Raw genomic sequence first — 25963 nt, 5'->3', positions numbered from 1 at the left:
CAAGATCGCGTTCCAGGTGGCGGGAACCTGGTGAACCCGATTCCAGCACAATGTCGTGCCCACTGTCGAGCGCCTCCAAGCCGCTTTTGGTGGGACTTTTGGGACTATCTCACGCACCGCGTCCGAGGTCGCACGTTTGGCCGCAAACCGGCCACCGACCGTGGTTCTCGCCTGACTGTCGACGGACAAAACCAACCGATCGATTGGTTTGGAGTGGCCACACAACAGATCGCACAGTGCGGCACTCAATCGTCATGGGTCGACCGACGGGCAGAACCACGCGAGGGTGCATTCCGCACACCGGGGGCGGCGGGCGATGCACACACGCCTGCCGTGCAGGATCATCCGCAGGCTGAACTCCCCGCGCTCCATGGCGGGGACCATCGGGTTCAGCTCCATCTCGACCTTGACGGGATCGGTCTCCTCGGTGATGCCCAGCAGCCGGGACAAGCGCAACACGTGGGTATCGACCGGCAGGCCCGGAAGGCCCAGGTCGACCGAGCGCACGACGTTGGCCGTCTTGCGGCCCACGCCCGGGATCGTGACCAGGTCCTTCATGGCGCCGGGCACCTCTCCGCCGAAGTCGTCCACCAGCGTGTTTGCCATTCCGAGCAGACTTCGCGCCTTGGAGCGGAAGAACCCCGTCGATCGGATCAGTTCCTCGAGCTCCTCGGGCTCAGCGACAGCCATGTCCGCAGGCGTGGGGTACCGCTCGAAAAGCGCGGGGGTGACCATGTTGACCCTCGCATCGGTGCATTGGGCCGAGAGGATCGTGGCCGCCAGCAACTCATAGGGGTTGGAGTGGTCGAGCTCGCACGTCGCGTCGGGATACTCGACAGCCAGCAGGTCGTTGGTCCAGCGGGCGCGTCCCCGGGCCGAACGTGGCCGCCTGACGCCGTCGGGTGGATCAACCGGGTGCTTTGATCTGGGCATCGCATGACAATACGGCCCGGGGGACACAGCACTGGCAGGTACCTTGGCACCGGTGAGCAGTTCCGCGGTCCCCTCGGGCCTCCCACCGGCAGGCACTCTCGAGTGGTTGACCATCGATGGCGACACCGACGAAGCCATGCGGGCGGTCGGCAAGCACCGCTTGCGCACCATCGTCGCCCTGCGCCGGGCGCTGCCACTCGACGACACGGCCCGCGAGGGGATCCCCGCCATCACCACGCGGCCGTTCGATCCCGGACGCGACACCGATGAGCTGCTCGAGGTCAACAATGCCGCGTTCGCATGGCACCCCGATCAGGGAGGATGGGACAGGGGCCGACTGGCCGAGGCGATGTCGCAACGCTGGGTGGACCCATCCGGGATCCTCGTGCACGCCGGAACCGACGGGACGCTCGACGGATTCTGCTGGACGCGAGTGCACGACGAGTTCGAGCCCGAGGTGATCGCGGCAGGTGATCCCCCACTGGGCGAGATCTGGGTCATCGCAGCACACCCGGACAGCCAGGGCAGCCGGCTCGGCCCCGCCCTTGTTGCTGCGGGCCTCGACCACCTGGCCGAGCAAGGCCTCGGCACGGCTGTGCTCTACACCGAGGAGGCGAACGAGCCGGCACGGCGCATGTATGAGCGGATGGGCTTCCACCTGCACGAGCGACGGGGCGGCTACTCGTGAGCGCGCGCCCGAGCACGCTGTACGACGTTGACCGCGCAGCGCTGGCAACGCTGCTCGACGGCGAACCGCGCTACCGGCTGGACCAGTTGTGGGAGGGGCTGTATGCCAACGCCCTCGACCCTGCGGACATCTCCAACCTCCCCAAGGCGCTCAGGCAGCGCCTCGCCGAGGAGCTTCCGGCCGCCCTCGACCCGGCAGCCGAGTCGGTCGCCGACGGCGGTGAGACCGTCAAGTTCCTCTGGGAGCTGCACGACGGCGCCACGGTGGAGACCGTATTGATGCACTACGACCGCGACGACGGCTCCGCCGAGCGGTGCACGGTGTGCGTTTCCACGCAGGCCGGGTGTGCGATGGCGTGCAGTTTCTGCGCCACCGGCCAGGCCGGGTTCGAGCGCCACCTCACAGCCGGCGAAATAGTGGAGCAGCTGGTGCGGGCCCAACGGCGGGCCAACGAGCATCCGGGCGGCCCCAGGCGCGTGTCCAACGTCGTCTTCATGGGCATGGGCGAGCCGCTGGCCAACTACGACGCCACCTGGGCTGCGCTCACACGCATCCACGACGACATGGGTATCGGAGCACGGCGACTGACCGTGTCCACGGTCGGGCTGGTGCCGGGCATCCGACGGATGGCATCCGAGGACCTGCCGGTGAACCTCGCCGTGTCGCTTCACGCCGCCGACGACGAGTTGCGCGACCAACTCGTTCCGATCAACCGGCGGTGGCCGATACGCGAGCTGATCACCGCTTGTTCGGACTACCTCGCGGTCACCAGTCGCCGGGTCAGCTTCGAGTGGGCGCTGATCTCCGAGGTCAACGACCGCTACGAGGACGCCGACCGCCTGGCAGCTCTCGCCCGCCCACTGGGTGCGCACGTCAACCTCATCCCACTCAACCCCACGCCCGGGTACGCGGTGAAGGGCTCCTCGCGCAACCGGGTACACCGTTTCCGGGAACGGCTTGTGGATGCCGGAGTCAATGCCACCATCCGCGACACCCGGGGATCTGAAATCGACGCCGCATGTGGCCAGCTACGCGCCGGCCATGAGGCGACGCCCATCGAACGCCCGCGCCGGCGCTGAAGGCCGGGGCTGCCCGGCAGGTCTCACCTGACCAGCACGGTCAGGTGGTCAGCCCGAATTGCTCCGCGCAACTTCTCACCGGCTGCCACCCGCGCACCCGGCCAGATGACGCAACGGTCGATGGAGCCCTCCACCACAGCGCCCTCTCCCAGCACCGAATCGGCGACACGAGCGTGCGGCGCCACGCCTGAGTTGTCACCCGGGCCATGGATCGCGGCCCATGCGAGGTTGGCCTCGAGGTAGGACCGCGGGGTCCCACAGTCATACACCGGTGCATCGGTGTGCATCGTCACCAGGCGACCCTCTGCGACCTCGGGCGCCCACAGCACCTCCCACAGGCCACCCGGCACGCTCTGCAGGGCGCCGACCCGCTCGGCCGGGAGCAGCGATGCCACGACACCGCTGCGTGGCCCGAACGGCCCTGGGGTGTCGGTGAGCACCGCGATGCTGCCGCGGTCCCAGGACTCCGCGAACAGATTCAGGTCGGCGCCGTGCCAGGTGTCCGAGTTGACCACGAGCACGTCGCGCGGGCCGATCCAGTCTCGGAGTTGCCCCAGTGCTCCCGCCGTGCCGAGGGGTACCCCGGCTTCGAAGGAGACATGTGGCGGACTCCACGGGCCCGCGGGAGTGAGCACGTGCGCGCGGACCGCATCGGCACCGTGGTGCACGTTGACCGCCAGGTCGCCCGCCGCGGCCGACAGCGCGCCCAGGGCGTGGTCGATGAGGGGCCTGTCCCCGAGCGGGCAGAGCGGCTTCGGGCGTAGATCGGTGAGCGGTCGCAGCCGGGTGCCGGCTCCAGCCGCGAGTGCCACGCCTGCCAGACTGTCAGCCATGCCCACGCGCTGGTTCAACAACCGATTGCCCCAGACACTGGTGATGAGCCAGTTGCTGCTCTACCTCAATGCGTTCTGGGCGGTGCTCGGGATCTTCCTGGCAGGCGGACTCGGCATTCTCGGCCTCCTCGTGCTCGCCGGCACCGTCTACGGCGCTGCCGGCATAGCCAGTGAGAAGAAACTCGGATACAAGGTGGCGGTCGGCGTGGCGTTCCTGCCCTTCGTGCTGCGGCTGCTGGTGGCCAGCGCCCGAGTTGATGGACTGTTCGGCAACATCGCGTTCGTATTCCTCGGCTCGAACCTCGTCAACACGCTTTTCGAATACGCGCTGATCGTGCTGCTGCTGCATTCGCAGTCCCGGGAGCACCAGAAGATCTGGTTCGACTGAGCGCGAAGTGATCATGGCTACATCATGGCTTCCGATGCCCCGTGCCGGCTCGAGGGAACAGTCGCGGGGGCGCCGATCCGTGCGCCTGGCGACGCTGGCCGCCCTGCTGCTGGCAGCGGCTGCGTGCTCGACCGGTTCCGACGAACCCTCGTCGGCTGAGCCGGCGCCCGACACACCGCCTGCCTCCGCAGACAACACGCCCGAGGCCGGCTTCCCCGCCGGCTGGACACCCGCTCGCCCCGAGTGGGGCGAGTGCGCGCGGGCGGCAGGACCGGGCATGCAATGCGCCACCCTCGAAGTGCCACTCGACTGGCAAGCCCCCGACGGCGCCCAGATTGAGCTCGAGCTCGCCCGTCGTCCCGCGTCAGGGGACCGGATCGGATCACTCCTGTCGAACCCGGGCGGACCCGGTGGTTCCGGCATCGAGTACCTGCAATGGGCTCCCTTCTCCGATGCAGCCGCCGAACGATTCGATCTGGTGAGCTGGGATCCTCGGGGTGTGGGCGAATCCACACCGATCGAGTGCGACGACTCGGTTCCTGCGTTCGAAGCCCTCGATTCCTCACCCGACGACGAGGCAGAACGCGTAGCCCTCGAGTCCGCCGCAGCGACTGTGGCCGCCGACTGCGAAGCAGCCGAGGGCGAAATGCTGGCCCACGTGCATACCGCAGATGTTGCCCGCGACCTCGAGGCGATCCGGCTCGCACTCGGCGGGGAACCACTCAACTACCTCGGGTTCTCCTACGGCACCCACATCGGCCAGCAATACGCCGAACTGTTCGGGGGCAACATCCGCGCGATGGTGCTGGACGGCGTGGTGGACCCATCCCAGGCGTTCGAGGAGTTCCTGCTCGGCCAGACAGCTGCGTTCGACGCAGTGTTCAGCGCCCAGGCCGCACAGTGCGCTGCAGTCGGTGCAGGCCCATGTGGCGTCGATGACCTCGCAGCCGCGTACGACACGCTCTCGACTCGCGTCGAGCAGTCGCCGGTCGAAGCCGACGGCGGCTCCGTCGGCCCGTCCGAGCTGGCGACCGCAGCGCTCTACACGGGCTACCAGACCGACGGCTGGTCCTCGCTGGGTCCGGCCCTCGGCGAGGCACTAGACGGCGATGCGAGCGAGCTGCGCCGCCTGGCCGAGTCCTACCGAGACCTGGCCGACTACGGGCCGTACGCGGCGGTGGTGTGCACCGACTCGCAGCGTCCCACCGATCACGCCACCTACCGGGAGTTCGAGGCACGAGCGGTCGACGTGTCATCACGCTTCGGGGCAGCCATCGCCAACGAGATGCTCCCCTGTGCCACGTGGGGCGCGGAGCCACAGGGGGAAGCGAGGGCACTGAGCGCACCCGACGCGGCACCGATACTCGTCGTCGGCAACACCGGAGACCCCGCCACTCCGATCGAGAACGCCCGTGCGGTCGCCGCAGCGCTCGACTCCGGCCAGCTCCTCGAAGTCGACATGGACGGGCACACCGCGTACGGCTCCAACCGATGCGCCAGCGCGGCGATCGACGACTACCTGATCGATCTGGTGCTCCCGCCGGCCGGACAGGGCTGCTGAGCGTGGCCACCGACGGCGGTACCGGCGACCGGGTCGTGGTGTGGGACCTCGGCAACGTGCTGATCCCGTGGGACCGCCATGGGGCGATGCTGGCTGCCACGGGCTCCGACGAGGCTGCCCGGCAGCTGAGCGAGACCGTGTTCACCCTCGAGGTGAACGAGCACATCGACCGCGGTGCGTCGCCCCGGAAGGTGAACGAGATCGTCGAACGCCAACACCCGGGGCACGGCTGGGTGGTCGACGCATACGTGGAGCACTTCCACCACAGCCTCGGCTCGCTGATCGAAGGGTCCGCCCGACTGCTGGACGAGGTACGCCACTCAGGACACCGCTGCGTCGGCCTCAGCAACTGGGGGCGCATCACGTTCGAGGGAATCCCCGAGATGTACCCGGCGCTGGGCAAGCTCGAGGGCGTACTCATCTCGGGAGAGGTCGGCATCACGAAGCCGGATCCATCAATCTACGAGCACTGCGAGCAGCACTTCGGTTTCACCGCCGCGCAGGCGACTTTCATCGACGACAGTACCGCGAACGTGGCAGCCGCCCTCGCACGGGGTTGGGACGCCATACGGTTCACCGACCCCGGCCAGCTCCGCGTGGCGCTGGCCGATCGGAATCTGATCGCCTGAGCTGAAGTGGCGCATCAGCACAGCAACACCAGCGCGGGGCAAGGCGACGCCTACGCTGAGTCGGTGGCCCCCAGCACGGTGGACGACGTGCAACTCGATCTCGCGCCCACCGACCGCATCCGCTCCCCCGGCGACGTACTGAGGCTCCTCAGTGGCCTCGTCGTGCTCGGTGTCGGAATCGTGCTGGCCCTGTTCGCCAACAACACCCTCGGTGGCGCCGAGGAGGACATCGCAGCCGGACTGTCGAGCGTGCCGAGCCGGTGGGAACAGATCGTGCTCGGGGTGGTCGAGATAGCGGTCGTCACCGGAAGCATCGGGGTGGCGGTGTTCCTGGCGGTGACGCGCCGTCGGCGACTCCTCGTGTGGCTCTTCGCCACCACGGTCGCGGCGAGCGCCCTCACAGCGGCCCTCGGCTGGCTGCTCACCCGCAACCAGGTCGAAGTCCTCGCGGGCGCCGACAGCGTCCAGGCCTGGTCCGGCGCCAACCCCGACTTCCCATCGTCGGGCCTGATGGCCGGCGTCACGGCGGCGATCGTGTTCGGTTCTCCCTGGCTGACTTCCCGATGGCGTCAGTCGGGCTGGACGCTGCTCGTCGTGCTCGTCGTGCTGCGAGTCGGATTCTCCGGCGACCCGTCCGTGGACGTGGTCGCGGCGATCGGGATCGGCATCACGGTGGGCGCAGCGATGCTGCTGGTGCGCGGGGCACCCAGCCTGGAGCCGTCCGGCCGCCAGATCGTCGACGCCCTGCGCGAGGCCGGTGTCGAGCCGGTGCGCGTGCGACAGCTTCCCAGCGGCCACACCACCCTCACCTACCGCGTGCGCCGCGTCGACGGTGGCGACATCCATGTCGGGTTGCGCACCTCGCATGACCGTTCTGCCGACGCCCTGACCCACATGTGGAAGTCGCTGCGGCTGAGGCCCGACGAGGTCGACGCGCCGTTCAACACCATCCGCCAACGTGTCGAGCACGAGGCGCTTGCGGTGGAGATGGCTGACCGCAGTGGCGCACGTGTGCCGGGGCTCGTCGGCATCCTCGCAGCCGGCGAGGAGACTATCGGCGTCATGGAGGACGAAGTCCAGGGCACGCCGGCGTCCGAGGTCGATCTCGTTCACGAAACGCTGGTCGACATCTGGTCCCAGCTGGACCGACTGCATGCTTCACGCATCGCTCACCGCGGGCTGATGCTGCGCCGGGTGATCATCGATCCGTCCGGCGACGCCTGGCTGACGGGGTTCCACCGAGCGAGGCTGGCGACCAACGAACGCGAGCGGGCGCTCGACGTCGCCCAGCTCCTGGCCGACACCGCCATTGCGGTGGGCGCCAGTGCCGCGGTCGATGCGGCGGTCGATGCGCTGGGCCCCGAGACGGTCGCCGCGGCCTACCCGCTGCTGCAACCTCTGGCGCTGCCCCGCTCCACCCGAAGCGCCCTGCGGGGAAAGGGCGACCTGCTCGACGAGGTTCGATCCGCACTGCAGGAGCGCTGCGACATCGCCGACCCCGAACTGGAACGCATCGAGCGGGTGCGACCCCGCACGGTCGTCACGGTCATCGCGCTCACGGTCGCGTTCTACATCCTGCTGCCCCAGCTGGCCGACCTTCGCAGCACCGCTGACGCGTTCGTGCAGGCCGACTGGGCATGGGCTCCCTGGATCATCGCGGGCTCCGTCGCGTCATACGCATTCGCGGCGATCTCCTTCGTGGGCGCTGTGCCGAGCACCGTCCCCTACCTCGGGGCGCTCCGCCAGGAGGTGGCCGGAAGCTTCGTCTCCCTCATCGCTCCGGCGAGCTCCGGCGGCATCGCCATGGGAGTGCGATTCCTCCAGCGTTCCGGCATCGACAGCGCCTCCGCCGCGGCCTCCGTGGCACTCAACACCCTGGCGGGCTTCCTGGTGCACCTGGCCTTGCTGCTGGTGGCGGTGTTGTGGGGAGGCAGCACCACCGTTGGCGAGTTCTCCCTGCCCGACGCAACCTGGGTGCTGGCAATCGTGGCCGTGGTGCTGTCGGGGATCGGCCTCTCGTTGCTCCACCGCGGCCTTCGCGAACGGGTCCTTGGGCCGCTGCGCGAAGCGGTGCGGTCTGCCGCGAGTTCCCTCGGCGCCGTGCTGACCAATCCGGTAAGGGTGCTGCAGCTGCTCGGTGGCTCGATGGGTGTGACCCTCAGCTACCTCGTGGCGATGGTTGCAGCGGTAGAGGCGTTCGGGGCGGGGCCGACGGTCCTGCAGATCGCGGTCGGCTACCTGCTTGCCTCGGCATTCGCGGCAGTTGCCCCCACCCCCGGGGGCCTCGGAGCCTTCGAGGCCGCGATGATCACCGCGCTGACCGGTTACGGGATGTCGACCGGTGCGGCCGTGTCAGCGACGTTGTCGTTCCGGCTCGCGACCTACTGGCTGCCGATCCTGCCCGGCTGGTTCTCCTTCACGTGGATGCAGCACCACGACGAGCTGTGAGCACCGGGTTCCACCGATGCCCCGGCCTACATAGGCTGAAGCGGTGACCGAAGAGACGACCGCACCGATCCCGTCGCGTGCCGAGCACCTGCCCGAGGGCGACGCCAAGACCCAGTCGGTGCGTGCCATGTTCGATGCAATCGCCCCGCGCTACGACGTGGTCAACCGGCTCCTCACCTTCCGCATGGACGTGCGTTGGAGGCGACACGCGGTCGACCAGCTAGATGGCCGGGCGGGCGATCGCGTCGTCGACCTCGCCTGCGGCACGGGCGACCTCTGCTACGAGCTGGCCGACCGCGACATGGTGCCGATCGGCGTGGACCTGAGCTTCGGCATGCTGGCAGCCGCACCCCACCCGTTTCCGCGTCTCCAGGCCGATGCGAGCGCGCTGCCGTTGCCCGCCGCTTCGGTGGACGCAGCGACCTGCGGGTTCGCGTTGCGCAACTTCACCGACCTCGGCGCCACCCTCTCGGAGCTCGCCCGGGTGGTGCGCCCCGATGGACGCATCGCCCTGCTCGACGTGGCGACACCGCCCAACCCGTTCATGGCCTTTGGACACAACGTCTACTTCAACAAGGTCGTTCCGCGAATCGGCGGCCTTCTCAGCGATCCCGATGCCTATTCCTATCTTCCGCGCTCGGTTGCGTACCTGCCGCCACGCCCGGAGCTGCTGGGACTCGTGGCGGAGGCCGGGTTCACCGAGGTCACGCACCAGCTGCTGTCAGGCGGTATCTCCCAGCTGATCACCGCCACCCGGTCGGGTTCCTGATGGGTGGGAGCGACCCACGGATGCACTGCGCCGCCGATGCCGAACAGCCCGGCGTGCAGGATCCGTCACCCGGCGCGGAACTCACGGCCTTCGCCTCACCGCGGCGCCGGCTCTGGGGGTCCGGCGAAGCAATGCGCATCGAGGTGCCCGCCCCCTGGCCCGACAACGTCGACGTGGTCGGCGAGGCGCTCGACAGCATCGGAGGCGATGCCGACCCCGTGGCCTTCGCCGCCCTCCCCTATGACCGTCACGCTCCCGCTGTGTTCACGGTGCCCCAGAGGGTTCACGTGCACACAGCCGACGGCGAGCGGCACGTGCTGGTGGTCGCGGGCGCGACTCGGCCCGCGGAGGGATCCGCACGACACGCTTCGGCACCCGACGCAGCATCGGAGTTGTCGGTGCGGGCCGTGATGCCCGCACCTGACTGGTGCGACACGGTCGCCACCGCACGCGACCGGATACGTGCCGGAGACCTGACCAAGGTCGTTCTCGCGCGCGAGATCGAGGTCATCGGGGACCAGCGCTTCGACGCTGCCACTCTGTGGAACCGCTTGCGCGAGGTGAATCCCGCCGCGCTCTGCTTTGCGGTTGACGGGTTCGTAGGTGCCAGCCCCGAACTGCTCGTGTCGAGGCTCGGATCCACGGTGCGGGCACAGCCGATGGCGGGCACGACCCGCCGCACCGGGCACCCGGAGCTCGACCAGCGCCGCGCCGGCGACCTGCTCGGCTCGGACAAGAACCGCGTGGAGCACCAGATCACGATCGATGCCGTCCACGACGCACTCCTCGGCTGGTGTTCCTTCCTCGACGCGGAGCCGTCGCCGTCGGTGGTACCCGCGGGGCCCGTGCAGCACCTCGCCACGCTCGTGGAGGGGCACCTCAGCTCTCCGGAGCCATCGGTGCTGGAGCTCGTTGCAGCGCTGCACCCGACGCCTGCCGTCGGCGGGCATCCGACCGACGCCGCGCTGGCCCTCCAACACGAACTCGAACCCGCGGACCGTGGCCGCTACGCCGGGCCGGTCGGATGGGTGGACCGCAGCGGCAATGGCGCGTTCGCTGTGGGAATCCGCTCGGTTCAGTTGGACGGAATCCGTGCCTCGCTGTTCGCCGGCGTCGGCGTCGTGGCCGACTCCGACCCAGAGGCCGAGCTAGCCGAGACGCGTGCCAAGGCCCAGGCCCTCCTCGGACACCTCGTACGGATCTAGTCTCGAACCGGCACGCGCTCAGCCACCGGAGTCGACATCGCCGCGGAGCGGCTCGAGTGACTCGAGCGCCCACACCTCACGCACCGCGTCCAGCACCGCGGCGGCATCCGAGAACCCCGCGAAGTGGCCCTCGCCATGACGGACCCGGAGTTGCCCGTTGGGTAGACGCGCGGCCTGGTGGTGGCCATGCGACTGCGGCACGATGCTGTCGGCGAGGCCCTGCCAGCAGATGATCGGCGGGGTCACGTCCTCGAGCAGGAATCCCCAGTGACGGGAGAACAGCGCAACGTCATGTGCCACGGCACGCAGCTCGGCCGCGTTGGACAGGTCGCTGATGAACATGGCCATGAAGTCGGGCTCGGTGAGCACCTCGCGGTCCGATCCGCCGATCAGCCGGGCGAAGACCTCCAACGCCTGCTCTCCCATGGTCTCGAAGGTGCCCACGACCGGTGCCAGCGCCGACCCGAGCGGCGAACGCAGGAGCTCGAGGGTCGGAGCGAAGAAGCGCAGTAGCCGTGTGTAGGACCACACGGCGTCAGGGCCACGGGTGGGTCCGATGCCGCCGAGAAGGGTGCCCACCATGAACCGGTCAGGCATCGCATTGGCGACGGCGAGCACGTACGGACCGCCACCCGACAGCCCAGCGGCGCCGAAGCGGTCGATGCCGAGGTCGTCGACCACTGCCTCGATGTCACCGGCGAACTCGGAGATCCGTGCGTACTGGTGGTCGGTGGAGGCGCCGGTGCCGGGGCGCTCGACCGCGATTATCCGGAACCCCCGCTGGAGGGCGACCTCGTCGACGCCGGGCGGCACCTGGGTGCGGGCACCCGGCGTGCCGTGGAACCACAACACCGGGTCGCCGTCGGGATGGCCGAACTCGGCCCAGCCCAGCACGCGGCCGGGCGCCACGACCGACTCGCCCAGCACACGGGGCCGGGGCGGCTCAGCCATGGTCAGCTCGGATTCGGACAGCTTCGAGGTACTCCCCATCGCGCCATGGTAGACCGCGCAACCATTGCGACTCCGAAGCCGTCCGGCTCCGAACCGCGTCACACCGGATCGGCCGGCGGGGCCGGTCAGGGCGCTGAGTCGAGGGCGCCGGCCACCGCCTGCTGAAAGCGCCTGTGCTCCGCCACGTTGGCCTGGCGATCGGTGCGCACCACTATCACCCTCGTTCCGCCCCTTGCGATGCTGCCGGCGAGCGCCGCCTGCAACCCCGCACGCGAGTTGACCGACTCGGTCGGCAGACCGAATGCCTTGGCGACAGCGGCGGTGTCGGTGCCGTGGGGAGTGCCGAAGAGCCGCTCGAACTGCGCCGGGCCGAGCTGGTCAGCCTGGGGCAGGAACCCGAAGATCCCGCCGCCGTCGTTGTCCACCACGACGATCGTCATCTCCAGGCGGCGCTGACGCAGCGCCGTTAGTGAACTGACGTCGTGCAGGAAGGCCACGTCGCCGGTGAGCAGCACGGTTGGGCGTCCGCCGGCAGCCGCAATGCCGACTGCGGTGGAAGTGATCCCGTCGATCCCGTTGGCGCCCCTGTTGGCGTAGACGTGCACGTCCGAGCGTGCGCCTGCGAACCATTCGAGGTCGCGCACGGGCATCGACGACGACACCATGAGGTTGCCGCCCGACGGGACGGCGTCGAACACGTCCAGCGCCACGGTCGGCTCACTGGCACGCCCCCCGCCCCGGTCCGCCGCCAACGCAACCGCCTCGCGGGCGATCGACTCGGCCTCGACCCAGCCACTCCGCCACCCGACGGGGGCCGGCGCCGGTGAGGCTGCGAGCAACGAGCGCGCCGCATCGGAGGGGTTGACCGCGAACGTGGCGCTCAGCACCCGGTCCGGGTCGGGGCATCGCCCGAAACGGTCGAAACCGAACTGCGTCGGTGTTGATGTGGCCAGGAACTGAGCGGTGACCTTCGAGCTGAGCAGGCCTCCCAGCCGCACCACGACCTCCGGGCGGTGCTCGTCGGCGAAACCAGGGTGGCGAAGCAGCAGGTCGGAGGTGGTGACGAGTCCGTCGCGGGGCACCCGCATGCCCGAGGGTGCATCGGCCAGCACCGGCCAGCGGAGCACGTCAGCGAGTTCCCACAGGGCCGCCGTCTCCGCCTCGTCGGCTGCGGCTCGGACGCCGGCGACGATCAGGCCGCGACGCCCGGCGAGCGCTTCAGCAAGGCGGGCGACGTCTTCATCGATGAGCACCCAGGGCGACCCCTTCACCGACCGTTCCACCGGTTCGCGCTCTGGTGGCAACTCGCCCACAGCACCGGACAGCGGCTCGCGGAAGGCAAGGTCGAGGTGCACCGGGCCGGGCAGATTGCCCTCGGCACGGTCCAGCGCATCTCGCGCAAGGTCGCGCCACCAGGGGGCTCCGCCCGCTGTCGGTGGACCGGGCTCGCAATACCAACGGGGGGCCTTGCCGTAGAGGTCTCGCTGGTTGATGGTCTGTGGCGCCAGCACACCTTGCAGCTCGGGCGGACGGTCAGCGGTGACCACGATTAGCGGCACGGCGGCCAGGTCGGCCTCGACCACGGCCGCATGGAAGTGCACTGCGGCGGTCCCGCTGGTGCAGGCAAGAATCGAGGGGCGACCGGTCGCCAGCGCCATGCCGAGGGCGGTGAAGCCCGCCGAGCGCTCATCATGGACCAGGTGCAGGCGGACCCGGTCATCGTCATCGAGGGCCACCGTGATCGGTGTGCTTCGCGAGCCCGGAGAAACCACAGCGTGTCGCACGCCAGCCCGCACCCACTCATCCACGAGGGTCGCGCAGAAGGTGGCGGCCACGGCACCGTCGTCGTCGCCAGACGCGCCCGTCGGGCCAGCTCGTGCGCCGGGTGGCACGCCTCCGTGCGGCACCCCTCGGGATATCTGATCGTCCATGGAGCGCCACAGCCTACGGTGGGTTGTCGTGACTGACGATCCCGCCCGCGGTGCACCGATGACACCACTGGTCCTGCTGCACGGGTTCACCCAGACCGGCGAATGCCTCGGCCCCTTGGCCAGGTCCCTCGCACAGGATCGCGAGGTGCTGCTTCCCGACCTCGGCGGCCACGGCTCGGCGGCGGCACTTGCCGGTCTGGACTGCGCCGGCAATGCCGACATGGTTGCAGCGCAGGTGCCGCTCGCCGACTGGTTCGGCTACTCGATGGGCGGGCGCACGGCATTGCACGCAGCGCTCGACCACCCGGGCGCCGTGCGACGACTCGTGCTGTTGGGGGCCACGGCCGGCATCCGCGACGAGCACGAACGAGCTGAACGCGCCGCCACCGACGAGAGCCGGGCCCGACGCGTGGAGTCCGAAGGCGTGCAACGTTTCTGCGCCGAGTGGCTCGAGGCCGCGATGTTCGCCCAGCTGCCCGAGTGGGCGCGATTCGAGCGTGAGCGAACCAGCAACACCCCTGAGGGTCTCGCAGGCTCGCTCCGCAACGCCGGTACCGGGTCGATGGTGCCGGTGTGGGACAGGCTCGCCGAGCTGACCATGCCGGTGCTCTGTCTGGCGGGAGGCGACGACAGCAAGTTCGCCGAGACCGCCGAGGAGATGGCCGACGCCATCGGGGCCAATGCGGAGTTCTGCACAATCGCCGGCGCCGGACATGCCGCGCACCTGGAACGGCCGGACGACACGACCGGGGTCGTGCGCCGATTCCTCGATTCCTGACGCGGACCCGGACGGCGTCAGGTGGTTGCGATCACAAGCCCGACGGCTGCCAGGACCCCGTACGCGAGCTGCACACGACCAGTGTCGACCAGTACGGGCACGAGCGCCGGGCCACGTGCACCTGACAGGACCGCCAGCACCGGGCGCCGAGCGGGGACCACGGTCACGAGCGCGACCCCCACCACCGGCGACGATCCTGCCGCCACCATCAACGGCACCGCCAGGAATGCGGCCACCAGCAGGCCGGCGTAGAGGCCCCGGGTTGCCTGATCGCCGATCTTCACCGCCAACGTGCGCTTGCCGGCCTCGGTGTCGCCGGGAATGTCGCGCAGGTTGTTGACCACCAGCAGCGCCGTGGCGAGGCAACCCATCGCGATCCCGGCCACCACCGAGACGCCGGCGATCTGCTCGGTCTGCACGAAAGCGGACCCGACGGTGGCCACGAGGCCGAAGAACACGAACACGAAGAGCTCTCCGAGGCCCGCATATCCATAGGGCCGTGGGCCCCCGGTGTAGAACCAGCCGGCCGCAACGGCTGCGACACCCACGAGTGCCAGTCGCCAGTCGACGAACAGCACGAGTGGCGCGCCCGCAGCGAGGGTTAGCGCGAAGCACACCAGCATCGCCCGCTTCACTGCGCCCGGTGATGCCATCGAGTCCCCGACCAGCCGGGGCGGACCAACGCGCGCCCCGGGGTCGTCGGTGCCCCTGATCCCGTCGGAGTAGTCGTTTGCGTAGTTGGTCGCCACCTGCACGAACAACGCAACTGCGAGAGCACAGGCGAAGCGCCACCAGATCACACCCGCCAGGCCCTCCGAGGATCCGCCATCACCAACTGCGGCGGCTGCGCCCACGATCACCGGGGCCACGGCTGCGGGCAGGGTGCGAGGCCGGGCGCCCACCAGCCAGACACGCCATCCGGTCGGGAGGTCGGCGCGCTCGGGGCCGGAGGAACCGTGGGCGGTGGGCGACATGCGGCGCCGATGCTACCGATCGGTGCCGCGCTGCGGCACTCTGGTGGCGATGCACGAACTCGTCGCGGTGGACCTGCGGCCCGGAAAGGCCTTCATCGAAACGCTGGCGCGTGCGTGGGAGGCGGGCGATGCCGTGCTCCCCTTGCAGCAGGAAGCCCCCCTGTCGTATCGCCGGGGAGTTGCCGAGTCGCTGGGCGCCACGAGATGGGTCGACTCCTCAGGCGAGCAAACTCTGCCCGGTGGATGGCCGGTCGGCCAGGGCGATGCCCTGGTGGTCGCCACGAGCGGCACCACCGGCCACCCGAAGGGCGCTGTGCTCACCCACGACGCGGTCTCCTCCGCAGCATTCGCCACATCGACCGCGCTGGGCGTCGCCCCCGACGTGCACTGGCTCTGCTGCCTGCCCCTGTCGCACGTGGCAGGCCTGTCGATCATCACCAGGTCGTGGCAGACGGGTGCGGGCCTCACGGTCCACGATGGGCTCGACCCGGCTGCGGTCGATGACGCAGCCCGCAGTGGCGCCACCCACGTGTCGCTGGTCCCCACCGCACTCGGCCGCATCGACGCCACGCTCTGGCGGCGGATCCTGCTCGGCGGCTCCGCTGTGCCCGAAGACCGGCCCCCCAACGCTGTGGCCGGGTACGGGATGACCGAGACTTACGGTGGCGTCGTCTACGACGGCCTCCCGCTTCCGGGCGTGGAGTTGCGGATCCAGGACGCCGGGTCCCGGGCGCCGGGCGCATCCGGGCCGATCGAGCTGCGCACTGCCAGCCTGCTGCGCTGCTACCGAGACGGCTCCGTGCCGATGGATGCCGACGGTTGGTACCCAACCGGTGACATCGGCTCGGTGGACCCCGCAGATGGCCGCCTCAGCGTCGAGGGGCGCGGCGATGACCTGATCATCACCGGCGGCGAGAAGGTGTGGCCCGAGCCGGTCGAGAAGCGCCTGGAACTGCACCCGGACATCGCCGAGGCAGGCGTGTACGGCAGGCCCGACGACGAGTGGGGTGCCCGGGTGTGCGCGTGGGTGGTGCCTGCCGATGCGGGCGTGGTGCCATCCCTGGACGAACTCCGCGACTGGGTTCGGTCGACCTTGCCCACGTCGGCCGCCCCCAAGGAAGTGCTGGCGGTCGCTTCGCTCCCACGGACCTCGCTGGGCAAGCTCAGGCGTTCTAGCCTTGCGGTGTCGGTCAGTGACGACGACGAGAAGCAGGGCGGTGCTGATGGTGGCTGAGGCGGATCGGAGCGAGCGGGGGTTCGTGGCACGCTTCGACCACGTCGCGCTCGCCCTGCACCGCATGACCGATGCCTGGCCGAGCCTGGCCGAGGCACTCGGCGGACGCTTCGTCTCCCATGGCCAGGTCCCCGGCTACAGCTGGCTGCAGCTCCGCTACGCGAGCGGCTTCACCGTCGAGACGCTGCACCCGGAGCAGATCCCTGATGATGTCAACCCGGACATGCCGCCCAATCCCCACCGCTCTGCCCAGGGGGGAGAGTTCGTGCGGCGATTCCTCGACCGTCACGGACCCGGCGTGCACCACATCACGTTCGTCGTTGATGACCTCGACGCGGCCATGACGTCGATGGCCGGCGCCGGACTCGAGCCCGCAGCGGTGGAACGCTCGGATCCGGAATGGCAGGAGGTCCTGTATGCCCCACACCAGGCCCATGGTGTGATGCTTCAACTGGCGCAGACCGATGGCTCCGGCCTCGTCGCGGGCGACCCGCCCGAGGGGTTCCCCGAACTCGGATACGACCACCCGATCGCCGGATTCGGCCGTGTGGTCCACGCCGTTGTCGACCTCGAAGGGGCCGTCTCGCTGTTTCGCGACGCCCTCGGCGGAAAGATCACCTCGACCGGTGCCGCCGTCGACGGCAACCACTGGGTCGAGCTGGGCTGGGAAGGGCCAGGCCGGCTGCGCCTGCTCGAGGCGGCCAGCGACGAGATGGCCGAATTCGTCGGTGGCCGTGCGGGCCGGGTGCGCCACCTCTACTTCAATTTCGACGATCCGGCGCTGTTGCCCGGAGCGCGCAGGGTTGCAGAAGGTCGCTGGGTGGTCGACAGCGACGACAGCCTGGGCATACGGATCGTGATCTCGTCCGCGTTGCGCTGAACGGCACCGAGCGAGTCAGCCCGGAACCGCTGAGTCAGCCGGCGAAGGCCAGTGACGCCTCTGTGCCCCCGGTGCTGGTCGTCTGACCTGCCACCGAACTGGGCACGGTGGACGTGGTGTTGTCGACCCTGGTCGTCGTGGAGCCCTCCACCGACGTGGGGACCGTCGTGGAGGTGGAAGACGTCGACGTCGAGGACGTGCTCGACGTGGAGCTGGTCGACGACGTGGAACTCGTCGTCGAGCTCGTGCTGGTGGTGGTGGTCTGGCATCCCTCACCCCCACCGAGGTACTGCACGGCTGAGCCATTGCTGCCGAGTATGTCGTCGGCGGGGAACAGCAGGCCACCGTGGTACGGACCCCACGGAGCAATGGTCGGCGGCGTCGGCGGCAGGTTCAGGTCGAACTGGGTCCGCCAGCCACAGACCTTGAGCCACTTGATCGTGGTGACGCCCGGCTCCGAGAACGTGATGGTGACCTTTTCGGCGAGCGTCTGGGGCCACTGGAACGGCCAGTCGGGCATGTTCCAGATCACCGCGTCGGCCTCGATGGGTGAGCACAACGGTACCGGGGTGGTGACAACGATCTCGAAGTACCCAGGGTGCATCTTGCGGGTCCACTGCATGGAGCCGCGGCCCCCGCACTCCACTTCGTCTCCGACCTGCACCAGTTCCTCGGTCACCTCGATGTGGTCGGTGTTGCCCGAGGTCAGCGCGCCGGCGCCCGGTACGGCGGCCACGGCAAGCGCAGTCGCAGCGAGCACCAATAGAAGTGGACGTACTCCACCGGTCGACCCACGAATCATTGCCTTCCCCCCCCTCGTGACGCCACTGGAGCATATCCGATGGACGTCCACCGCAGCTGCTTTCAGACGGGTATTTCCCAACAGCGCTCGGCGAGCGCTCGCTCGCGCCCGCCCACCGGACCGCTCAGAGCAACATGCCGCCGTCGACCACGAGCGTCGTGCCGGTCACCCAGGAAGCGGCGTCGGACGCGAGGAACACCGCACCATCGGCAATGTCCTCGGGCTCGCCGAGGCGCGCCAGGGGCACGATCTGTGACATCGCGTCCTCGTTGTCCTGCCACAGGGCACGTGCCATGTCGGTCTTCACCAAACCCGGAGCTATCCCGTTGACCCGCACCCCCGGCGCCAACTCCTTGGCGAGCGACTTCGTCAGGTGGACGAGGGCTGCCTTGGTGACGTTGTAGTGCCCGATGGAGGTCTCCACGCTCATGGCTCCGATGGACGCCACGTTGATGATCGACCCGCCGTGCTCCTGCATCCACTCACGCCACGCGCACTGGGCCCACACGAAGGCGCCGCGCAGGTTGACGTCGTAGGTCTTGTCGAGCCGCGGCAGGTCGATCTCGATCATCTTGCCCATGTACGGGTTCGTGGCGGCGTTGTTGACCAGGATGTCAACCCCACCGAGCTCCTCGACCGTGGCGGCCACACAGGCCGCGGCCGCCTCGGGGTCGCCCGCGTTGGCTGCGAACGTGGCGAGCCGCGCGCCGGGCACCTCCGAGCGAATTGCTGCAGCCGCCTCGTCGATCGCATCCTGCTTGCGCGACGACAGCATCACCTTCGCACCACTCGCCGCGAATGCCAATGCAATCGCGCGACCGATCCCGCGCGAGGCGCCGGTCACCAGCGCCGTCTTGCCGTCCAGTCGGAGTTCCACAGGGCCGCCCTTCGCGTGTCGATCACCCCGGGGTCGGGGCCAGCGCGAGACGCTAGCCGGACGACCCGCGCGTGAAGTCGACCAACGCAGCCGGCACCTCGACTCCTTCGGTCCCGTCCATCGCGGTCACGGGCCGGCCCCACTGCTGCTGAAGCGGGATCGTGCCCGCCCACCATGGCCCGCCGACGTCCTCCGGCTCGTCCACGGGGTCACCGGCACGCACCTTGGCCGAGGCTTCGTCCAGGCCGACTGCGAGCACGAGCGTGCGACGGATCTCAGCATCGTTCGGCGGGCGACCGTGGCCCCATGCGGGTGCCACGTGTTCGCAAACCGCCCGCAGGGCCGCCAACTTCTCGTCGCGGTCCCGCACCTCGCGCGGCATCCCGACCACCACTGCACAGCGGTAGTTCATCGAGTTGTGGAACGGGCTGCGAGCCACCACCAGGCCGTCGAGCTCGGTGAAGGTGGCACACATGCCGCCCCCGAGCGCGGCGCGCAGCATGGCGTTGGCGAGCGCCCCGTGCACGTAGAGCACATCGTCGATGCGCCCATGGGCCATCGGCAACGCGATCGGGCCCCGGTCGGTGTTCACCGCCACGTGGCAGATCGGCGTGGCGTCGATGATCGAGCGGACCACTTCGGGGTCGTACTCGGCGCGACTGGCCCCCCGCCTCACGGTTGTGCGCTCGGTTGGACCCGGATTGTGGCTGGCCATCGTCGCACCATGGCACGGTTGCGCAGGAGCGGCACGCCAATTGCAGCGCTCGATCGTTGGCTACCGTGCGGCGATGACCAACCGTCTGGCCGACCAGACATCCCCGTACCTTCGCCAGCACGCCCACAACCCGGTGCACTGGCTGCCCTGGGGGGACGAGGCCTTCGAACAGGCCCGCGATCGCGATGTGCCCGTGCTCCTGTCGGTGGGCTATTCCAGCTGCCACTGGTGCCACGTGATGGCACACGAGTCGTTCGAGGATCCCGACGTTGCGGCCGTGATGAACCAGTGGTTCGTGTGCATCAAGGTCGACCGCGAGGAGCGACCCGACGTCGACTCGGTGTACATGGACGCGACCCAGGCCCTGACCGGCCGCGGTGGGTGGCCGATGACCGTCTTCATGGATGCCGACGGCCGACCGTTCTACTGCGGCACCTACTTCCCACCCACGCGCCGGGGAGGCATGCCGGGGTTCGTGGAGCTCATGGAGGCCGTCCACGAGGCCTGGACGGAGCGGCGCGACGATCTGGCCGAGCAGGCCGGCCGCATCACCCAGGCGTTGGGGCGCGGCCTGCGCCGGCCGGATGCAGCGGAGACCGGCACGGCAACACTCGAGCAGGCCGCGGAGCGTCTCCTGGCAGCCAACGACGCCGAGTGGGGCGGTTTCGGGTCGGCTCCCAAGTTCCCCCAAGCCCTCTCACTCGACTTCCTGATGGTGCACCACGCCCGAACGAACTCCGCTGCGGCATGGATCGCCATCACCACCACCCTCGACGCGATGGCATCCGGCGGGATGGTGGACCTCATCGGTGGCGGCTTCTCGCGCTATTCGGTAGATGAGCGCTGGCTGGTGCCGCACTTCGAGAAGATGCTCTACGACAACGCTCTGTTGCTCGGCACCTACGCACGAGCGGCCGCGGTGGCAGCGGCGCTGGGCGATACAGGCTCCGCAGCGCGCTACAGCCAGGTTGCAGAGGAGATCGTGGGCTACGTGACGCGAGACCTCTCGCACCCCGACGGCGGCCGCTTCAGCGCCGAGGACGCCGACAGCCTGCCTTCACCCGGATCCACCCATGCCGAGGAAGGCGCCTTCTACACCTTCGACCCCGTCGAGGTGGCCGGCATGCTCGCCGCACAGGGACGCGGGGACCTCACCGACGAGGCGCTCTCGTGGTGGGGAATCACCCCAGAGGGCAATTTCGAAGGTCGCTCGATCCCCAACCGGCTGCACGCCCGCGGGAACCTGCGACGCCCGGCCGACATCGAGGCGGCACGCCTGGCCTTGCTCGAGGCGCGATCGCGCCGGCCGCGGCCGGGTCTCGACGACAAGGTTCTCACCGAATGGAACGCCCTGTGGATCGATGCCCTCGCATCGGCCGGCATGCTGCTGGGCCGCGAGGACTGGATCGACGACGCCGGGCGAACGGCCCGGTTCCTCACGGATCACCTGCGCGACCCCAAAGGGCGTTGGCTTCGGTCGTGGCAGGGTTCGGGCCAACACGGCCAGGCCCGGCACCGGGCCTATGGGTCCGACCTGGCGGCGCTGGCGAAGTGCTTCGTCACCCTGTACTCGGCCACCGGGTCGAGGGCCTGGCTGGATGCCGCAGCTGCAGCCACCGACGACCTGCTGGCGCACTACGAGGACCCGGACGGCGGGATCTTCACCACCGCCGACGATGCCGAAGAACTACTCGTCCGACCGCGTGAGACCACCGACGGAGCCACTCCGTCAGCTTCGAGCACCGCCGCCGTGGTCCTCACCGAACTGGCAGCGCTCACGGGCGACTCCCGCTACACCGCCGCCGCGGAGCGAATACTGGAGGCGCTGTCGCCGGTGGCGGTCGAGGCCCCTCTGGCGTTCGGACGTCTGCTGTGCGCGCTCGACATGGCCACGAACGGCGTAACCGAAGTCGTCGTGACCGGCGACCGTGAAGACCTCGTGCGCACCGCACAGCGGACCTGGTCCCCCGCCACCGTGCTGGCCTGGGGTGAGCCCGGGACGGGTCCGCTGTGGGAAGGCCGATCCGAGACGGGGGCAGGTGGGCGCGCATACGTGTGCCACGACCACGTGTGTGACTCGCCGGTCGGCGACCCGGCCGAGCTGGCCGCCTTGCTGGTTCCAGCCCACTGAGCGGGCTGGAACCACTTGCGGGACCCGCGGGGCCCAAGAGCCTCAGTCGGGCTTGGCCGCCATCGCCGCTGCGAGCGCCTTGGCCTCTTCCTCGGTCTTGGGCACATCCAGGAACGGCTCGTCCTCGCGGTCGAGCATTCCCTTTGACACCCAGCCCCGCTTGTCGGCCCACACCACCAACGGCGGCAGGACCACGAGGGCCGACAGGAGCGCAACGCTCACGTTGATCGCCACAGTGATGCCGAAGTCCCGCAGCAGCGGAAGCGACGACAGTGCGATGACCGCGACACCGGCCATGGTCGTGAGTGCCGAGACCACGAATGCCCGGCCAGTGCGCGCACCGGCCGCGTCGATGGCCTGTTGTGGTTCGAGACCCCTGCGGCGCTCCTCGAGGTACCTGTACAGGATCAGGGTCGTGAACTCGGTACACGCCGCGACCACCAGCGGGCCACCCACGGCGGTCATGGGCGACAGCTTGAAGCCGCCGAAGTAGGCCACCAGTGAGGCCGTGCCGACTGCGATCAACACCGGCACCAGAGCCAGCAGCGAGCGCACCACGGAGCGCATCGCGATTGTCAGCCAGATGAACACGAGGGCCAGCGCCAGGTAGGTGAGAAAGATCCGGCCCTCGGTCAGGTTGTCGAGCAGTCCGATGCCCACCACGGCCAGACCCGAAGGCGTGACCCGCACACCGTCGGGCGGCGTCGAGTTCTCGCGCAGGTCCTCCACGAGCGGCCCGCGTTCCTCGAGGGAACCTTCAGCGGTCAGCATGATGATGTTCATCGCATCACCGTCCGGTGACGCGGTACTCAGCTGGATGCCCTCCGGGGCGAGGTCCCAGGCGGCCTGGACCGAGGCAGCCGACGGCGAGACATGGGCCGCACCCGGCACGTCCATGAGGTCGGACACTGTGCCGACGATCCCCGAGCCGACTATCAGTTCGTCGTCGTACTCCTCGAGCGTTTCGATCGTCAGCTGATCGATGTACTCGACGGTTTCGTCGGTGTACAGCGACTCACCGGCGTCCGACACCACATAGACGCCGACCTCCGAGCTTCCGCCGATCTCCTCTTCGAGAGTCGTGATGTTGCGGATCACCTCGGTGTCCTGGTCGACCCAGCGGATCGGGTCGGTCTGGATGTCTATGTGCTCCTCGGCGAGCACACCACCGGTGAAGATTCCGGCCGCGGCGATCATGAGGATGACGGCGAGGCCGGCGGGCAGACGGCCCAGGCCGTTCACGAACCGGGCCAACCAGCCGTCGGTCCAGCTCTTCCCATGGGTGGGCCGCTTGTACTCGCGGATGCCCAGGATCGCGAGCGGGTTCACGATCGACGAGATACAAATGGCGACGATGCCAACCGCCAGCAACAGTCCGAAATCGCGGATCATCGGGGTCTTCGAGGCAAGGATCGCGAGGAACGCCAGCACGGCGTTGGCCGTGACCACGAGCATCGGACCACCGAGCTTGCGGGCAGCCTCCTGGATCGGATGTGCAGTGCGGTCGATGATCACCTCCTCCTCGATCCGGGAATGCATCTGGATCGCGTAGTCGATGCCGACACCGAGCATCACCGGCAGGCCGGCGATGGTCACCAGCGTGAGAGGGATCCCCGCGTATCCGGTGACGCCGAACGCCCAGATGACACCAACGGTCACCACAGCGAGCGGCAGGAGCCGCCATCGGACGTTGAAGAAGATGATGAGGATCAGCGCCATGACCGCCAGCGCTATGCCGCCGAGGGTCAGCATGCCTCCGCGCAGGTAGTCGTTGATGTCCTTGAGCAGCACCGGCGCACCGGTCGTCACCACCTCGGCGTTGTCGAACGTGTAGCCCTCGGCCGCGGCCACGACGGCGTCCGAGGTCTCCCCCTCCTCCTCGATGGACTGGTTGCCCTTCAGCCGGGTGATCGACATCGCATGCGTGTCATCGGGGAAGAACGGGAGAAGGGCCTTGCGGATCTCACCACCGCCGCCGGGGTTCTCGGTCTCATAGAGGAGGAACTTCACATAGTCGGGATTGGAGAGCGTCGGTCCACCGTTCTCAGTGGCCGCCGCGAGGCGAAGCGAGGTCTCTTCCACGTAGGTGTTGCGCAGGATGGCGTCGTCGCACGCCGGATCGACGCCCGATGCCTCGGATGTGTCGGGTGGCAGAGGGTCCGGGCAGGTGGCGCCCGCGGCGGCGGCCTCGGCCTTCGCGACCTCCACGCTTTCGATCAGAGCCCCGGTTGCGGCGGCCTCGAGCGCCCGGACGAACACCGAGCACTCCGGATTCTGAGCATTGGCAGGGTCGTCGCATCCCTGCACGGGCGCGACGACGAGATCACTCGAGAAGTCGAGTGCCGCGATCGGGTCGATCAGACCGAGCACGCCGGGGATCTCGTTGATCTCGTCGGCCACCGAGCGCATGGTCTCCTCGCCGCCGTCTGCGAACAGCTCATCGACGTATGAGCCCTCGTTCATCGAGAAGACGCTGATCATCGCCTGGCCACCGAACAGCTCCTGGTACGCGACGTTGTCGGTGTAGACCTGCTCGTCCGCGTTGAGGTAGCTGTCCTGACCTGTCGCGAAATCGAGGTTGGTGATGCCATACCCCAACCCGAGCGTGAGGATCAGTCCGACCAGTGTCACCACGCCGGCTCGCTTGCCCAGATTGACGGCAAGCCATGACCAGAATCGCTGCATCCCGTGCACCCCCGTTTGAACGTTTGCGCACCCGTCGGCGCGCGGACGCCATGAAACCTACTGCGCCCAGACGCGGTGCAACTACCGCTCGTGCATTCCGACGCAGGTGTGTGTCAGCCCGAACGCCCGCTCACCAGCGGCCGCGGTGCAGGATCTCACCGACGACCGGGCGGCCGCGCCCGGCGGACTTCGAACGGCTCCGCTCACCCACTGCCCGTCGGCCGACCGCAATGGTGCCGACGCTGCGGTGCCCCTGGGGCACTCCGAGTGCGTCCGCCACGGCCTGCTCGTGGCCGAACTGGCCGAACAGGAGCGACCCGAGGCCCAGCGTCTCGGCCGCCAAGAGCACCGCCATCACCGCGGCGCCTCCGTCCACGTACCAGTAGGGAACCGCCCAGTCGCCAGGATCGTCGCCGAGACCGCTGTGGGCCTTGTCCGGTTCGGAGTATCGACGCACGTAGGCACCCGGCTCCACGTACGCCACCAGTAGCATCGGGGCCCGGAGCAGTCCGGGCCACCGGAAGCCGTCACGGCGGTGCTGTGCCAGGGTCGTGTCCCAGTAGAGGGAGGTCTGCGGGCCCTCCAGCACCACGAAGTCGAGCGCATGGGTGTTGCCGGCCGCAGGGGCACGCGTAGCGGCGTCCACCAGCGACTCCGCAGTACCCGAAGCGAGTGTGGTCGCCTCAAAGTCCCGGCACATCCGCCGGCTCGCGAGGACCTCGGTGAACGTCCGGTCCACCGTGTCTCCGATCAGTGGATGGCCGACTCAGCCGTACTTGACGAGGTCTTCGGCCATGATCCAGCCGAAGGCCACGAGGCAGTCGCCACGACTGTGGTCGAGCTCACCGAACAGCCCCTCGACTTCCCTGTCGATCTTCTCGGGCTTGGCGCTCTCGTGATCGAGTACGTGGGGCAGGTTGCCGTCGCCGACGATCGAGAAGCTCTTGTCCTGGTAGGCCCCGGACTCGATGCCGAACCGCTTCGCGAGCCTGCGCCCCCATGCTCGCTCCTCACCGCTGGCCATGTAGCCGGGGCGGGGAACGATGCCGGTCAGCGCCTTGCAGGCCTCGAAGGCGCCGGCATTGCACAGGCGTGTGCCCAACAGCACGTCTTCGTCGGGGAACGCCATCAGCGCACGGCGGAAGTTGTCCGCAACGATGCCCTTGAGTGCCGCATCACGGCGCGAATGGCGCTTCACGGCACCGAGGCCGATCAGTACGCAGGGCGTGCCACCGATGCGCTCCAGCGTGGAGAACGAGAATCCACGCAGATTGTTGCCGTCTCGGGCCAGGGTGACGAGGACCCACTCCTCGGCCTGCTTGTTGAGGAGGCCGATCTCGTGGGAGACACCTGCCTCGGCACAGAGATCGGCCATCTCGGCCAACTCGGCGTCACCCAGTGCCGTGCAGTCCTTCGTTGTCACGTCCAGCGCCATGCTGCTCCCCTGGGACGTCGGAATGGTCCTACAAGTT

Annotated in this window: 23 protein-coding genes; 12 read left to right on the top strand and 11 right to left on the bottom strand. The window is 68.9% G+C overall.

Annotated elements, in window-relative coordinates:
• Positions 1 to 252 precede the first annotated feature (252 nt).
• Positions 253 to 1071 (bottom strand): endonuclease III, encoded by an 819-nt coding sequence (gene nth, locus GY812_15420; protein MCP4436870.1) that lies wholly within the window; start codon positions 1069 to 1071, stop codon positions 253 to 255.
• On the opposite strand from nth, the gene GY812_15415 reads away from it, so the two are divergent.
• Positions 1040 to 1621, top strand: a complete 582-nt coding sequence (locus GY812_15415) for a GNAT family N-acetyltransferase (protein MCP4436869.1) — start codon at positions 1040 to 1042, stop codon at positions 1619 to 1621. The genes nth and GY812_15415 overlap by 32 nt on opposite strands.
• On the top strand, positions 1618 to 2700 hold the full coding sequence (rlmN, locus tag GY812_15410) for a 23S rRNA (adenine(2503)-C(2))-methyltransferase RlmN (GenBank protein ID MCP4436868.1): 1083 nt from the start codon (positions 1618 to 1620) through the stop codon (positions 2698 to 2700). Before GY812_15415 ends, rlmN begins: the two co-directional genes overlap by 4 nt.
• 23 nt (positions 2701 to 2723) lie before the next feature.
• Here the strand turns inward: rlmN and GY812_15405 are convergent, their stop codons facing one another.
• The gene (locus GY812_15405) at positions 2724 to 3533 is read right to left on the bottom strand and encodes an NDP-sugar synthase (protein MCP4436867.1); all 810 of its coding nucleotides are present in this window, start codon (positions 3531 to 3533) and stop codon (positions 2724 to 2726) included.
• Here GY812_15405 and GY812_15400 point away from each other — a divergent pair.
• The 6 genes from GY812_15400 (at position 3532) to GY812_15375 (ending at position 10533) form a co-directional block, all read left to right on the top strand.
• Positions 3532 to 3921, top strand: a complete 390-nt coding sequence (locus GY812_15400) for a hypothetical protein (protein MCP4436866.1) — start codon at positions 3532 to 3534, stop codon at positions 3919 to 3921. The genes GY812_15405 and GY812_15400 overlap by 2 nt on opposite strands.
• A gap of 34 nt (positions 3922 to 3955) precedes the next feature.
• Complete coding sequence (locus tag GY812_15395) at positions 3956 to 5482, top strand: alpha/beta hydrolase (protein ID MCP4436865.1); 1527 nt, start codon at positions 3956 to 3958, stop codon at positions 5480 to 5482.
• A 2-nt stretch (positions 5483 to 5484) separates the two neighbouring features.
• Positions 5485 to 6111 (top strand): HAD family phosphatase, encoded by a 627-nt coding sequence (locus GY812_15390; GenBank protein ID MCP4436864.1) that lies wholly within the window; start codon positions 5485 to 5487, stop codon positions 6109 to 6111.
• Positions 6112 to 6174: 63 nt separating this feature from the next.
• On the top strand, positions 6175 to 8559 hold the full coding sequence (locus GY812_15385; GenBank protein MCP4436863.1) for a flippase-like domain-containing protein: 2385 nt from the start codon (positions 6175 to 6177) through the stop codon (positions 8557 to 8559).
• 127 nt (positions 8560 to 8686) lie between these two features.
• Complete coding sequence (locus tag GY812_15380) at positions 8687 to 9328, top strand: ubiquinone/menaquinone biosynthesis methyltransferase (protein MCP4436862.1); 642 nt, start codon at positions 8687 to 8689, stop codon at positions 9326 to 9328.
• Entirely contained in the window at positions 9328 to 10533 is a 1206-nt protein-coding gene (locus GY812_15375) for an isochorismate synthase (protein MCP4436861.1), read from the top strand. The genes GY812_15380 and GY812_15375 overlap by 1 nt, the downstream gene beginning before the upstream one ends.
• Before the next feature lie 18 nt (positions 10534 to 10551).
• Here GY812_15375 and GY812_15370 read toward each other — a convergent pair whose 3' ends face one another.
• Together GY812_15370 and menD are read right to left on the bottom strand one after the other, a co-directional pair.
• On the bottom strand, positions 10552 to 11523 hold the full coding sequence (locus GY812_15370) for an alpha/beta hydrolase (GenBank protein MCP4436860.1): 972 nt from the start codon (positions 11521 to 11523) through the stop codon (positions 10552 to 10554).
• An 86-nt stretch (positions 11524 to 11609) separates the two neighbouring features.
• On the bottom strand, positions 11610 to 13415 hold the full coding sequence (gene menD / locus GY812_15365; protein ID MCP4436859.1) for a 2-succinyl-5-enolpyruvyl-6-hydroxy-3-cyclohexene-1-carboxylic-acid synthase: 1806 nt from the start codon (positions 13413 to 13415) through the stop codon (positions 11610 to 11612).
• A gap of 28 nt (positions 13416 to 13443) precedes the next feature.
• On the opposite strand from menD, the gene GY812_15360 reads away from it, so the two are divergent.
• On the top strand, positions 13444 to 14193 hold the full coding sequence (locus tag GY812_15360) for an alpha/beta fold hydrolase (GenBank protein ID MCP4436858.1): 750 nt from the start codon (positions 13444 to 13446) through the stop codon (positions 14191 to 14193).
• A gap of 17 nt (positions 14194 to 14210) precedes the next feature.
• Here GY812_15360 and GY812_15355 read toward each other — a convergent pair whose 3' ends face one another.
• Positions 14211 to 15167, bottom strand: coding sequence for a 1,4-dihydroxy-2-naphthoate polyprenyltransferase (locus GY812_15355; protein MCP4436857.1), 957 nt, complete (start codon positions 15165 to 15167; stop codon positions 14211 to 14213).
• A gap of 49 nt (positions 15168 to 15216) precedes the next feature.
• On the opposite strand from GY812_15355, the gene GY812_15350 reads away from it, so the two are divergent.
• Positions 15217 to 16401 (top strand): long-chain fatty acid--CoA ligase, encoded by a 1185-nt coding sequence (locus GY812_15350; GenBank protein MCP4436856.1) that lies wholly within the window; start codon positions 15217 to 15219, stop codon positions 16399 to 16401.
• Between the two features lie 25 nt (positions 16402 to 16426).
• Positions 16427 to 17281: a hypothetical protein gene (locus GY812_15345; protein ID MCP4436855.1), complete on the top strand. Its 855-nt coding sequence runs from the start codon at positions 16427 to 16429 to the stop codon at positions 17279 to 17281.
• A gap of 34 nt (positions 17282 to 17315) precedes the next feature.
• On the opposite strand, the gene GY812_15340 is transcribed toward GY812_15345, so the two are convergent.
• The 3 genes from GY812_15340 to GY812_15330 form a co-directional block, all read right to left on the bottom strand.
• Positions 17316 to 18041 carry a hypothetical protein gene (locus GY812_15340; GenBank protein ID MCP4436854.1) on the bottom strand — a complete coding sequence of 242 codons (726 nt, stop codon included), beginning with the start codon at positions 18039 to 18041 and terminating at the stop codon, positions 17316 to 17318.
• Positions 18042 to 18207: 166 nt separating this feature from the next.
• Positions 18208 to 18960 carry an SDR family oxidoreductase gene (locus tag GY812_15335; protein MCP4436853.1) on the bottom strand — a complete coding sequence of 251 codons (753 nt, stop codon included), beginning with the start codon at positions 18958 to 18960 and terminating at the stop codon, positions 18208 to 18210.
• Between the two features lie 52 nt (positions 18961 to 19012).
• Positions 19013 to 19675, bottom strand: coding sequence for a pyridoxamine 5'-phosphate oxidase family protein (locus tag GY812_15330; protein MCP4436852.1), 663 nt, complete (start codon positions 19673 to 19675; stop codon positions 19013 to 19015).
• Between the two features lie 73 nt (positions 19676 to 19748).
• On the opposite strand from GY812_15330, the gene GY812_15325 reads away from it, so the two are divergent.
• Entirely contained in the window at positions 19749 to 21806 is a 2058-nt protein-coding gene (locus GY812_15325; protein MCP4436851.1) for a thioredoxin domain-containing protein, read from the top strand.
• A 42-nt stretch (positions 21807 to 21848) separates the two neighbouring features.
• Here GY812_15325 and GY812_15320 read toward each other — a convergent pair whose 3' ends face one another.
• The 3 genes from GY812_15320 to GY812_15310 all read right to left on the bottom strand — a co-directional run bounded on the left by GY812_15320 (position 21849) and on the right by GY812_15310 (position 25926).
• Positions 21849 to 24491 carry an MMPL family transporter gene (locus GY812_15320; GenBank protein MCP4436850.1) on the bottom strand — a complete coding sequence of 881 codons (2643 nt, stop codon included), beginning with the start codon at positions 24489 to 24491 and terminating at the stop codon, positions 21849 to 21851.
• A gap of 130 nt (positions 24492 to 24621) precedes the next feature.
• Complete coding sequence (locus GY812_15315; protein MCP4436849.1) at positions 24622 to 25230, bottom strand: nitroreductase family protein; 609 nt, start codon at positions 25228 to 25230, stop codon at positions 24622 to 24624.
• Between the two features lie 27 nt (positions 25231 to 25257).
• The gene (locus GY812_15310; protein ID MCP4436848.1) at positions 25258 to 25926 is read right to left on the bottom strand and encodes a hypothetical protein; all 669 of its coding nucleotides are present in this window, start codon (positions 25924 to 25926) and stop codon (positions 25258 to 25260) included.
• Between the last annotated feature and the right edge of the window lie 37 nt (positions 25927 to 25963).

The sequence above is a fragment of the Actinomycetes bacterium genome (genome assembly GCA_024222295.1).
Lineage (GTDB): Bacteria > Actinomycetota > Acidimicrobiia > Acidimicrobiales > Microtrichaceae > JAAEPF01.
Note: the sequence above shows the minus strand (reverse complement) of the source record. Positions and strands in the feature narration are given on the sequence as shown.